Below are 12,499 nucleotides of genomic sequence, written 5' to 3'. Positions count from 1 at the left end.
CGCCGGAGCTAGGACCCGTCCTGTTGCTCGAATGAATCCGCCGCGCGTTTCAAGCCCTTCGAGTAGTAGTCGAGGAGACCCGTTTTGGCGTTGATCGAGCCGTCGACCCACTCCTGCTGAGCCAGATAGCCGGCGTCGCCGTTGGCGTACTGGTCACCGATCTTGTCATTGCCCCACGCGGCTCCTTCGCCCCCGAGGTTCGCCTGCAATGCAGACAACACCTCTTTCATCCTGCCGCTGACGGCGTTGAGGTGTTGGGAGGTTGCTCGCAGCTCGGGCGGCGTCACTCCTAGTGGGTCGGACATTGTGCTCATCTCCTCACAGTGGGAAACGCTGATTCAGCGGTGTCGTCCTCATCGTGTGGGTTCGTCTCGGATTTGGCGAACGGGTCCAACGCCTGGGGCGCGAGGTCACGCAGATCGGGTGCACCCTCGACGATCTCGGACAGGCCGGGCAAGAACCTGCGGCGGTCGGCGATGGGGGCCATCATCTCGGCGGCTCGATCGGCGACCGTTCGAGCGGCCTGCTGCGCGGCCGCGGTGATGTGATCGCCCAATTCCTGGAGTTCGTATTCGTCGAGATAGGACTCGTCGATCTCGGTTGCGATGACATGACCATGTGCGCTGACGGTCACCTCGACCATGCCGTCGGCCACGGCAGCGCTCGCCGTGAGCTCAGCCTGTTTGCGCTGTACTGCCGCGATGTCGGCCATCTGCTCCTGCACGAGGGCCAACACTTCGGTCATCTGATGACGCCGCGCTTCGTTGGTCAAACCACCTCACTCACGACGGCCGCGCGCAACCGGCGGCTCAGCCCGAACACGGAATCGCAACATTCTCTCAGACGGAAGGAGAACCGCAAAGGAAATATTGTGAAACCTGTTCGGATACTTGAGTTTTCGAGCACGCGCGTCAAATAGTAACGATGTTGCCGCCACCTGCAGGACGCGTAACTCAACACTTTGCGGGAGGGTCGACGCAACAGCGTCCTCGTGCACACACTCGCTCACCGATGCATTGCCCGCGAATCATTAAGGACACGACGATGTATTTGCGAGCGCGCCAACCACCCCTGACCCGTAGGCGATTTACTGGCGGTGGCGACCGCCGCGCAACCGGGGAAACTTCTCCGCTACCGCACCCGCCAACTCCAAATAGGCTTCGAACGTTGAGGGTTTCAGCAAATTGACGTCGATGTCCGCACCCTCGGCGAGGTGTGGATCGAAGGGAATCAGGTGCACGGATCGGCACCGTGCTTCGAAATGCTCGTAGACCTTGTCCAGCTTGAGTGCGGCCGATCCCGGCCGTGACGCGCTGAGCACGACATGCGCCTCCCGCACAAGAGCGGAATGGCCGTGTTGCATCAGCCAATCCAGGGTCGCCGACGCACTGCGGGCGGCGTCGATCGCCGGCGAACTCACCAGCACGATCGAATGCGCGAGATCCAAGACTCCCGCCATCGCCGAGTGCATGATGCCCGTGCCGCAATCGGTCAGGATGATGTTGTAGTAGTGCCGCAGGATCTCGACGGTGCGGCGGTAATCGGCCTCACCGAACACCTCGGACACCGCGGGCTCCTGCTCGCTGGCCAGCACCTCGATCCGACTGCTCGCCATCCGGGTATGGACGCGCACGTCGGCGTAGCGCTTGATGTTGCGGTCCGACAACAGGTCACGCACCGTCGACTGTGTCGAGGCATCCTGCACCCGCTCAGCCAGCGTGCCGCGGTCGGGATTGGCGTCGACGGCGATCACGCGGTCGTTGCGCATCATGGCCAGTACAGAACCCAGGCCCAACGTGGTGGTCGTTTTCCCGACCCCGCCCTTGATGGACAGCACCGCGATACGGAAGTCACCGGCGATCGGCGTGCGGATCTGGGCGAGAAGGTCGGCTTTCCTTCGCTCCTTGCGCGACTCGCCGGGGTTGATGTGGCCACCGCTCGCGCGGTGCACCGCACGACGCCACCCCGACTGAGGGGCGTTGCGGGCGCGGTGGACGATTTCGGCCTCATCGAGCGACGGCGGACTCCGAAATCGTTGCGGTGAAGCGAAATTCGGTGCCACAGGCCCAGCGTGCTGCTCTGGCGGCGACCACCCCGGCGGCGGTGGCGGCGGGAGCCAGCCTGGTGGAGGTGGCGGCAGCCATCCCGTCGGCGGGGGCGGTGGCGGCCCAGGCTGCCAGGTCACCGGCGCAGGTGGCGTGTCGACCGTCGGCACCTCGTCGGGACGGGGCACGGGATCCGCATCAACGGGTTCGGGGCGGCGCGGCGGCGAATCCGGTTCGAACCGTTCGGCGAAAGCCCTGGTCCCGATGGTCGTCTGCATCTGCCACGGTGGCTGCGCCAGCCGACGTGCCGGTGGCCGCGCAGCGTCGTCGGAATCGGCGCGGGCCGCCGCGATCCGGTCCTGAAGTGCCGCCGCCCGCGCGTCGACCTCGTCGCGACCGTTGTCGAGCGACTCACCGTTCGAAGGCATGTCGTTCGCCATCCCTCTCCTCACGGTCCTGCGCTGGGGGTCAAGTCTGATCGTACGTACCTGCTCACCGCGCGCGCCTGCGGATGGCGGTAAGGGCAAGCGCCGCCGCCATCATCGCGACGCTCGCCGCGGTGACGACGAGGACGATGGCACGGGCCCGCACGTTTCCTGGATCGGGCTGCGGTGGACCGCTGATCGGCGTGCCGGTACCGATGTCCGGTTTGCCATTTGCGGGTGATAGCCGGTACGTCAGCGCCGCGACCGGGTCGACAACCCCGAATCCGGTGGCCAAGTTGGGACCGTCGCCTGGCGTGCGGGCGGTCCGTTTGACGAGATCCATCACCTCTTTGGCACTCAACTGCGGGAAGCGGGACCTGATCAGCGCCACCACACCGGACACGTAAGGGGTTGCGAAACTGGTTCCGTTGATCGGGGTGAGGCCGTCGCGGCCGAGTTGGGCGTTGATCAAACCCGGTCCGTTCGCGTCCAGGGAGGTGATCCGCTCCCCCGGCGCGGCGACAGCGACCCATGGACCGTGAAGGCTGAAGTCGGCCGGCGCGGCCGACGTCGTCACCGCTCCAACGGTCAGCACGTAGTCGGCGAACCAGGCGGGACTGGCGATGGTGCCGACAGTGTCCCAGGCGGTTTCAAGCGGCTGATTCGGGTCGGCGATCGTGTTCTGGGCATTGCACATGCTTTGTTCGTTGAAGTTGCCTGCAGCCGCGACAACGACGACGTTGCGCTCGAAGGCATACCGGACGGCGTGGCCGAGCGCCACATCGTCCAGGCCCGCCGATACCGGAGCACAGGCCACTTCCGACAGATTGATCACGGTGGCGCCGAGGTCCACTGCGCGAGTGATGGCAACAGCCAGGGTGCGGGTGTCGCCGAAACCCGTTGACACGGCATTCGGGTCGTCGTCGGGTCCCGACGAGGGCCCTACGGGTCCGTAGGCCCCGCTGTTCTGCCGAATCGACAGAATCGCGGCCTCGGGTGCCACGCCGGCGAAGCTGTCGTCGGCCGACGGCGAGGCGGCGATGATGCCCGCGACGAGGGTGCCGTGCGCGTCGCAGTCCTGCAACCCGTCGGAGTTCGACACATAATCGCCGCCGGGTTCCAGCATCGGCAGCCGCGGGTGCCGGTTCACTCCGGTGTCGATGACCGCCACCTTCTGTCCCGCTCCGCGGGAGAACCGCCATGCTGAGCGGTATTCGAGCATGGCATCGGCGCTGGGCTGTTTGGTGAAGTCGGTGGCGGGTAGCACGCCCGTCGGGACCCCGCAGATCGCCTTCGGCTCCGTCGGAATCGGCGGACCCACCGGACCGGTCGGCGGCGGCGCCGGCGACACGACCGGGGGGGTGATCGCCGACGCATGAGACGGCATCCCCAGGCCCGCCGCGACCGTCAACAGCACCACAACCAGGAGGGCCGCACCGCGCCAGATACCGCGCATCACCAGTCCAGCCGCTCATAGATGCCGAGTGGCCATAACGCCACCGGCACCAACGACGCCACCGCGAGGTATTCGAGATAGGCGGCGACGACAGCGATCCACCGCGGAGCACCCCCGCCCGCGATGACCAGCCCGCCGATGATCGCGACGATCGCGGTCACCGCCAGGAGAACGACACCTGTCAGCCGCAACGAGTCGTCGTCACCCTGTACCTGCGCGCATGCGACGAACACCAGCATGAGCGCGGGCAGTCCGAGAGCCGCGCGCTCGGGCACGGTTGCAGCCCGACCGCTTCGAAGGCCCAATACGCCGGCGCAGATGAGAATCAAACTCAGCGCGGCCCAACTTGATTGGGCGCGCAGCAGCACTACCGATGCGACGACCGCCACCGCGGCCAGTCCGGCCCACAGCCCTGCCCGAGCGAGCGCCGCGGAACGCACCCGCGCCCAGACCTGTTCTGCGCTCGGGATGGTCGCCGCGTCACCGGTGTCGGTGTCGCCGATAGCCTTGGACGGCTCATCAACGTCGCGATCGTCGTCGACGGTCGGCGTCGGGGAACGCTCCAGCCTGGCTGTCAGAGGGGCGACTACCAGGCATCCCTGCGTTGCTACGACCGCACTGACCGTCGCCAGCACGTCGACCGGCACGCTGAGCGCGAAGCCCAGCAACGCCGCCGTCGCGAAGGAAATAGCCACGGCAGTCGCGATGTAGGCCCAGCGGCCCGCGCGTATCAACCGGTAGTAGGCGGCGACCAGTATGAGCAGGACCGCGCACGTTCCGGCCCGCACGTAATTGTCCTGCGGCTGACCGAGCGTCCAGGCGATGGCTCCGGTCAGCGCGAGTGTCGGCACGCCGGCCGCGGCAGCGATATCTGTGCGGCCCAGCGCGCGGTGCACGAGCGTCGCACCGCCGACCATGGTGACGAGCGTCAGCACGGCACCGACGACCACCACTCCTCGGTGTGCCGACAACGCCTCCGTGACGAGGAAATACATCCAGACCGCTGTCGCCAGCCACATGCCGGCGATCGCCATGACCCCTGCCGCGGTGGCATCCCAGCCGGCGTACGACGCCCTGTTGAGCCGGGCAGCGGCGTCGACCACATCGTCGAAAAGGGCCGGCGGCGACAGAGCGGGCCGCTGGGACATGCGCAGTAGCTCGCCGTTGGTGATCGACGCGTCGCGCAGCGATTGCTCGGGCATCAGATCGGCGTTTCCGTCGACTCGGGTGAGCACCCAGAAGGTGCGCCGCTCGTCGCGACCGCTCGCTTCGTCGTCTCGGCGCGAATCGCGGGAACTGATCAGCTGTGCCAATTCAGGCAGATACGCGGCGATCGGAACGTCGGCGGGCAGTGCCACATCGAGCTGTGTGCGCCCGCCGATGACCGACACCCGAACCATGTCCGGGGCGGCGGACACCACGTGCACGTGCCTGAGTTCACTGACCCCGGTCACAGATCGGGCATCCTCGACAGCTGGACGACGCCGCCCTTCATGGTCCTGGAGATCAGCATCCCCCGGCCGGGCGGCATCGCGGTCGCTTTGTAGCCACCGAAAAGCGCGCCTTCCTCCCTGCTGCCGCTCATGACCAAACCGTTGCAGGACAGGTCTTTCAAGCGTCCGATGATCGGGTCCATCATCGCGCGACCCGCACCGCCACTGCGACGGGTAACGATGACGCGCAGGCCGATATCGCGGGCCTGCGGCAGGTATTCGACCAGGGGTGCGAGGGGGTGGTTGAGTGAGCCGCCGGGGATGAGGTCGTAATCGTCGATCATCACGAACAGATCGGGCCCCGACCACCACGACCGCTCCTTCAGCTGCTGTTGGGTGATGTCGTTCGGTGGCAGTCGATCCTTAAGCGCGCCGGCCAGCGCGGTCATCAGCTCGGCACACGACTGCGGAGCGGTGGCGTAGCCGCCGAGGTAGTCCTCGTCGATCACGCCCAGCATCGACCGGCGGAAGTCGACGAGGATGAGTTTCGCCTCCGCAGGCCCGGCGTTCTCCATCACCCCGGCGGCGATATTGCGAAGCAGGCCCGTCTTACCGCATTCGGTGTCGGCGAAGGCCACCATGTGCGGCTGGGCATCGAAATCGACGACGACGGGCGCGAGTTCGTCCTCATTAATCCCGATGGCGATGCGCGACTTGCTCAACTGGCCAGCGTTGCGCGCCGCGCGGATGACCGCCTGCCGATCGACGTCGTGCGGCAGCATCCGCACCCTCGGCGCCTCGCGTTCGCCGTAGTGGGCCCGCATGGCTTCGACCGCGCCAGCCACTCCGGCGGGCAGATCCTCGACATCGGAGCTGGAATCCAGCCTCGGCAGCGCGACGAGAATGTGCAGTTTCTCTGGGTTGATGCCTCGTCCCGGCCGCCCGATCGGGACCAGTTCGGCTGACCTGCGACCGACTTCGCTGTCGATCGGATCGCCGAGGCGCAATTCGATGCGGGTGCCGAGCATGTCTTTGACGGCCGGCCGGATCTCCATCCAGCGCGACGCCGAGACGGCGAGGTGCACCCCGTAGGACAGGCCCTGGATGGCCAGCGACTGCAGCACTGGGTCGAGCGATTCGAATTCGCTTCTGATCGACGCCCACCCGTCGACAACAAGCACGACATCGCCGAAGTTGTCGCGGCTCAGCGGATCCCGCGCCGCCTCTGCCTGCGGCAGCGTCGCCAGCCGGGCCTTGCGCTGCCGGAAGTCGCGCATGGACTCGATGCCGAGGTCGCGGAAGAGTTGTTCGCGCGCGCGCACCACGCCTGCCACTTCGGCGACGGTGCGCCGAATGGCGTCGGAATCCATGCGTCCGGCCACCCCACCGACATGAGGCAACTTGGCCAGGCTGGCCAGGGTGCCGCCGCCGAAGTCGAGGCAGTAGAACTGCAATTGCTCGGGCGTGTGGGTGGCAGCCGCGGCCAAGATCAGCGACCGCAGCGCCGTGGACTTGCCCGATTGTGGTCCACCGACGACCGCGACATTGCCCTGCGCTCCGGACAAGTCGACCATCAACAGGTCGCGGCGCTGGTCGTAGGGCCGATCCACCACACCGATCGGCATGGACAGCGCGCCGTTGATGTTGCGCGGCGAACTCCAGTCGGTGTCGGGCAGCAACTCGTTGACGGCGGGGCTCTCGTCCAACGGTGGCAACCAGACTTCGTGCGCGGGACGTCCGTGTCCCTGCAGACGCCCGACGAGGACGTCGAGCAGTGTGGCCTTCGTCGGTGAGGGTGTGGGTTCGACGGCACGGACGAGCGGTTCGACCGGCGCCACCGGCGCCGCGTCCTTCTTGACCGGTGTAGCGGTGAACAGTTTAGGCGCCAGCGCGCCCAGATCCGATACCCGTCCGGTCCGCACCAGTGCCCTCGGTTTGACGTACTCCCCGGAGACGTAGCTCGTGTTGAACCGAGTCGGTTCTGAGGCATCGCATTTCAGAAACGCCGACCCCGGAACGCTGGGCAGGTGGTAGGCATCCGGAACACCGAGAACGCTGCGTGACTCGCCCGCCGAGAAGGTCTTCAGCCCGATCCGGTAGGACAGGTGCGAGTCCAGTCCGCGCAGCTTGCCCTCCTCCAGTCGCTGCGAGGCCAGTAACAGGTGCATGTGCAGCGACCGGCCCAGCCGGCCGATCATCACGAAAAGCTCCGCGAAATCGGGCTTCTGCGAGAGCAGTTCGGAGAACTCGTCGACGATGATGAATAAGGCGGGCAGCGGTTCGAGATCCGCGCCGTTGGCTCGGGCTCGTTCGTATTCGCTGACCTTGGCGAAGTTTCCAGCGGAACGCAGAAGTTCCTGTCGGCGGTTCATCTCGCCGGCCAGCGCGTCGCGCATGCGGTCGACCAGAGTCAGCTCGTCCTCGAGGTTGGTGATGATCGCCGCGACGTGGGCCAGGCCCTCGAACCCGAGAAAGGTGGCACCACCTTTGAAGTCGACCAGGATCAGGTTGAGCGCCTCAGGGGAATGCGAGGCCACCAGGGACAGGACCAGGGTGCGCAGAAACTCCGACTTGCCCGAACCCGTTGCGCCGATACACAACCCGTGGGGGCCCATGCCCCCCTCGGCAGCTTCCTTGATGTCCAGTTCCAGCGGTTGACCGTTCGGGGTGACCCCGATCGGTACGCGCAGTCGCTCGCGTGGGGACCGCGGACGCCACACCGTCTCGGGCACCACCTCGGCCGCGTCGGGGATCTTCAGCAGCGCCATCAGCCCGGGGTCCACCGCCCGCGAATCACTTTCGAGGCTGACGATGTGGGCGGCATTCGCCGGACGGAATCGGCCGATGCGCCGGGCAGTGGTCTCGGCCTCGGCGAGTGTGATGGTGTCGGGCGTGGCGAACCGTTCGACGCCGGCGGCGGTTCGCGCCGCCACATCGTCGCCGTCGACCACAAGCTGGAGGCTGCGCCGTGCGGTCGTCCCGTCGCGTGGCCCGTTGAGGTCTAACAGCGTCACGCTGTCCATGCCCGCATCGGTGATCAGTCGCTCGTCGCCCGTGACGAACCCGTCGTCGAGTACCACGACCAACTGCTTGAGTCCCTGGGTCGGCTGCGCCCCGCGGGTGAAGCGTCCACGTTCGGCCAAGTCGGCCGTCAGCGAGTGCTCCATGAGGTCGAGGGTGGGAAACAGCAGCCGCATGGGCCCCATTCCGTCGCGGGCCGTCGTGTGCTGCGCATGCGGCAACCACTTGATCCAGCTCCACGTCTCACCGTCGGGGTTGGCGGTGACGACCGCGACCTGAACATGATCGGGTCCGTGGAACGTGCACAACTCCAGCACCATCGACCGGACGAGCTGCTGTGCCAGCTTGCGCTCCCCTTCGAAGGTGATGGTGGGAAACGCGCGCAACGACACGGCGGTCGGCAGGGCGTGGACGACCGAATGGGCTTTCACGAACCGGCGCAACGCCACCGTCGACACGGGTTCGAGATCCTCGGGCGGGCCCGTCTCCGGCGCCATCAACCGCGTCGCAAGCCGGTGTGTTCCGATACCGACCCGGACATGGCAGTAATCGGTGTCCGTGGGACGGCGTTCCCACATCCGGCGGGTCCCGACCACGTCTGCCAACGCACGCGGATCGGGATGGCTCCACTCCAGCGCGGTGCGCTGTTCGGCTCCTGTGGTGTCCGCATCCTCGCGCAGGTTCGCCAGGTAGCTGAAGTAGTCCTTACGTTCCTCGTTGAGTTCCGCGGCAGCCTTGCCGGTGCGGGCTCCTCCGCCCATGAACATCCCGACCATGGACATGACCATCATCATCGGGAAAATGAGGAACATCGGGTTCCGCGCGAGGTCACGGCCCCCGACGGTGATCATGAGCGCGATCATCCCGATGACCGCGACGACCATCACGAACGGCATGAGCCGGATGAGGAGATTGCCCGGGATGGCGCGCGGAACCTCGGGTGGCGGCGCGAGGTTGACTTCGCCACCGGGCATCCGGGGCGGCACCACCCGCAGGCGGCGGACGAAACCCTGCGTGCTCACCCGTTTGCTCCCGACCTTTCGGAACCGGCGAATGGGTATCGTCAGCGAGGACGTACCCAATTCGCAGGAGGCTGACCGCATTTGACCTTACCGCCGTCGCTGTCGGACCTCGATCCGGATTCGGAGTCCGAGCACGAATTGAGCAGGCTGACCCTGGTGGTGGGTAGCCTGAAGATCGACGTCGGCCTGCCCGCCGAGGTCAGCATCGCCGAGTACGTCGACGACGTCATCGATATCGCGAACGAACAGCTCGCGATGCGAAATCCGGTCGGCGGCCAGGTAATTGACGCCTCCGCCAACAAATGGACATTGGCCCGCCTGAACGGCGAACCCATCGAGCCACACCGTTCCCTCAGCGAGGCCGGGGTCTACGACGGTGACCTGATCATGGTCCGCGAGGTCGCGCAGCCGGTGAGTCCGCTGTTGTTCGACGACGTCGACGACGGCCCGCCGGAATTGCAGGGCGTCCGGAGTTGGCTGGTCCGTGAGGCGACCCCGCTGACGAGTTTCGGTGTGGGACTGGGCGCGACGACCACGCTCGCCTCCCTCGTGCCGCGCTGGGCGGCCGATCCCGTGGTGCCGGCAGCCGTGCTCGGCCTAGGCCTGGCGGGAGTGGCACTCGCCTGCGCCCTGGCGTTTCGGCCGACCGCGGCTGCCCACTCGGCCTGGGTCACCACCGTCGCGCTGCCTCTGGTGTTTGCCGGGTCGTTGTTCGTTGTGCCGGACGGATTCGGCGTGACATCTCTTCCCATGGCGTTTGCTCTTGTCGCGTTGAGCTCGCTTGTCGTGCTTCTGATCTCGAGCTCGGGGCGAGCGCTGCATACGGCTGTGATTGCCGGGTGCACATTCGGCGGTGTCGGCGCGACGGCTCTGTTGCTCTGGCAGCCGCCGCCTCGGACCGTCGGGGCGATCATGGCGACGATAGCCGTCATCGTGGTCTATCTTGCGCCGCGAGTGACGATCGCGCTGTCGAAGCTGCCCATCCCGCGGGTGCCGACGGCCGGAGAACCGCTCGACGACATTGAAACTCAGGGCGGCACCACGGTGGAGGGCGTCAACGCGATCGGTAAACAGATCATCCCCACCGAGGAGGGTCTGATCCGGCGTGTGCGGCGGGCCAACGAGCACCTGACCGGCATCCTGGTCGGTGCGGCGTTCGCCTGCATTGCGGGTAGCTATCTCGCTCTCGATGTGAGTAACGGCTTCTTCTGGCAAGGGACGGCGTTCGCCGTTGTGGTGGCAACCGTGCTCTGCCTCCGCGGGCGCGGGCACCATGATCTGGTGCAGTCGGCGGTCCTGATCGGCAGCGGTCTCACCATCGCAATTGTCGTTATCGTCAAAACCGCTGTGTACGTTGAAGACTGGCAAATCCGCTCGCTGGTGGGGCTGGCTGTGCTGACGGCCCTCGTCGTCGCCTGCGGGCTGGTCGCTCCGCGGCGCGAGTTCTCCCCCGTCGCCAGGCGTTGGGTCGAGATCGGCGAGTACGTCGCGATCGGCTTGATGTTCCCGTTGTGCTTCTGGATCATCCGGCTCTACGCCTTCTTCCGCGAACTCCGCATCTAGTTATTCCGGCGGCTTGACGGCGACGCTGTCCGGGTCGGCGACCATGCCGTCGTGCGCGACCAGCGCCGCTTCTTGCGACAGGCTCGGGCCCGGTGGAAGCAGCGACAGCACCGGCCAGGGGGCGCGTTGCGGCGCATTGGCCGGTCCGTCGGGCATCGAGACGCCGGTGACACCGAGCGCTTCGGCCGTCGGCAAATCTTTGATGTGGTAGCGCAATCCGGTATCGGACACGTAGAACAACGGCCCTGCGGATTCGCTGTCCCGTCCTCCGCCGGTGGCCTGGACGAATTCACCCGCGCCCGGCGTCAGGTAGGCGAAGTCGACACCGGGGCCGTTGCCGTCCGACGTCGCAAGCCGAACCGGCTGCGCCGCGTTGGGCACCGGCAGCTGATGTCCCACCAGTAGGCGAACCGTGGCCTCCGCCGCGGTATTGGTTCGCTGCCATGCCATACATGCCACGCGGTCCGGGTCGGTCGGCACGATCTGCGGCGAGACGGTCGGATAGTGTTCCACCGGCAACTGACGCACGATCGGTGTCGCCGCCAGGGTGGCCGGCGCGATGTCTTTGGCGTCGGCCACGGCTTCGGAGCCGTACCGGATGACGTCCGCGGCCGCCGCTGACACCGGCTGCAGCCCGTCTCGCAGCACGACATAGACCTGCTCGCCCCGAGAGTCGACAGCCCTGACCATCGATCCGATCGGATACTCCAGACCGAGCACAGCGCTGGGCTGCCCCGCGCCGTCGATCACTATCGGGGTGATCGGATCGACGAGCGGAAAACTGTTCAGAAGCGCCGGGGACACCGGCCGCACCGGGGCGCCCTGCAGATGAAGTCCGTTGACCAGCACCGGATCCGACAAGTCGATCGGCGCGCGCACCCCGTCGTAGATCAGGTAGCTGGTTCCGTCGACCTCGCTCAGGATCGCCTCCGCCGAGCTCGCTGCCCGAATGTCGGCATCGAGCACGGGGTCGTTGGCCAGAGCCGTTGTGTGCAGGCTTGCCGTACCGGTGGTTTCGGTGACGGCCGGTGTCTGCAGGCTGTCGCAAACCGTCCACGACGACATCCCGATGTTGTCGGCACCTCGGATGCTTGTCGGCGCGCCGACGATGCCGACCATCGCGCCACGCGGCAGGGGGTTGAGAAACTTGTCGTCGACCTCTTTCGGCGTTTCGTTGGCCCCGACGATCAATCTGGCCGACGCGAGGTTGAGCACCGGGTGCACACGGTCCCCGATCCGCACGAAAGTTGCGCCGCTGGACTTGCTCAGCAGGATCTGGGCATCGCCGAGATTCGGGGATGGTTTGAAGAACGCCAGCACGCCGCAGGCCCCGGTGATGAGTACGGCGATCACCGCGCCGACGATCAACGCGCGCATCTGGCCGCGCATCGGGTCGTGGATCATCCGCGAATCGCCGCGGATCAGCGCGTGTTCGAGCCGCCGGATCAGAAACCGGTAACCGTTCACCTGCGCACGCGTGGTAACTTGCGCTGGCATGGCCGCTCCCATCACGGTCGGGCGAGGCGTGCAACGT

At 66.6% G+C, this 12,499-nt stretch carries 7 protein-coding genes and 1 pseudogene; 1 reads left to right on the top strand and 7 read right to left on the bottom strand.

Annotated elements, in window-relative coordinates; all coding sequences use genetic code 11:
- Positions 1–8 precede the first annotated feature (8 nt).
- From N4S67_RS14805 to eccCa, 6 genes and pseudogenes are all read right to left on the bottom strand, one after another.
- The gene (locus tag N4S67_RS14805; RefSeq protein ID WP_260993722.1) at positions 9–305 is read right to left on the bottom strand and encodes a WXG100 family type VII secretion target; all 297 of its coding nucleotides are present in this window, start codon (positions 303–305) and stop codon (positions 9–11) included.
- 5 nt (positions 306–310) lie between these two features.
- Complete coding sequence (locus tag N4S67_RS14800; RefSeq protein ID WP_260993721.1) at positions 311–745, bottom strand: YbaB/EbfC family nucleoid-associated protein; 435 nt, start codon at positions 743–745, stop codon at positions 311–313.
- A gap of 342 nt (positions 746–1,087) precedes the next feature.
- Positions 1,088–2,434 (bottom strand): annotated as a pseudogene (locus tag N4S67_RS14795) (MinD/ParA family ATP-binding protein); the annotation flags it as partial.
- A 103-nt stretch (positions 2,435–2,537) separates the two neighbouring features.
- Positions 2,538–3,926: a type VII secretion-associated serine protease mycosin gene (mycP, locus tag N4S67_RS14790; RefSeq protein ID WP_260993720.1), complete on the bottom strand. Its 1,389-nt coding sequence runs from the start codon at positions 3,924–3,926 to the stop codon at positions 2,538–2,540.
- Entirely contained in the window at positions 3,926–5,380 is a 1,455-nt protein-coding gene (gene eccD / locus N4S67_RS14785; protein WP_260993719.1) for a type VII secretion integral membrane protein EccD, read from the bottom strand. Before eccD (N4S67_RS14785) ends, mycP begins: the two co-directional genes overlap by 1 nt.
- Entirely contained in the window at positions 5,377–9,402 is a 4,026-nt protein-coding gene (eccCa, locus tag N4S67_RS14780) for a type VII secretion protein EccCa (protein WP_260993718.1), read from the bottom strand. The genes eccD (N4S67_RS14785) and eccCa overlap by 4 nt, the downstream gene beginning before the upstream one ends.
- A gap of 81 nt (positions 9,403–9,483) precedes the next feature.
- Between eccCa and eccD (N4S67_RS14775) the strand changes: the two genes are divergently transcribed.
- The gene (gene eccD / locus N4S67_RS14775; protein WP_260993717.1) at positions 9,484–10,965 is read left to right on the top strand and encodes a type VII secretion integral membrane protein EccD; all 1,482 of its coding nucleotides are present in this window, start codon (positions 9,484–9,486) and stop codon (positions 10,963–10,965) included.
- On the opposite strand, the gene eccB is transcribed toward eccD (N4S67_RS14775), so the two are convergent.
- The gene (eccB, locus tag N4S67_RS14770; RefSeq protein ID WP_260993716.1) at positions 10,966–12,462 is read right to left on the bottom strand and encodes a type VII secretion protein EccB; all 1,497 of its coding nucleotides are present in this window, start codon (positions 12,460–12,462) and stop codon (positions 10,966–10,968) included.
- Between the last annotated feature and the right edge of the window lie 37 nt (positions 12,463–12,499).

The sequence above is a fragment of the Mycobacterium deserti genome (assembly GCF_025345615.1).
Classification (GTDB): Bacteria; Actinomycetota; Actinomycetes; order Mycobacteriales; family Mycobacteriaceae; genus Mycobacterium; species Mycobacterium deserti.
This window is presented reverse-complemented; position numbering and strand designations above follow the sequence as displayed.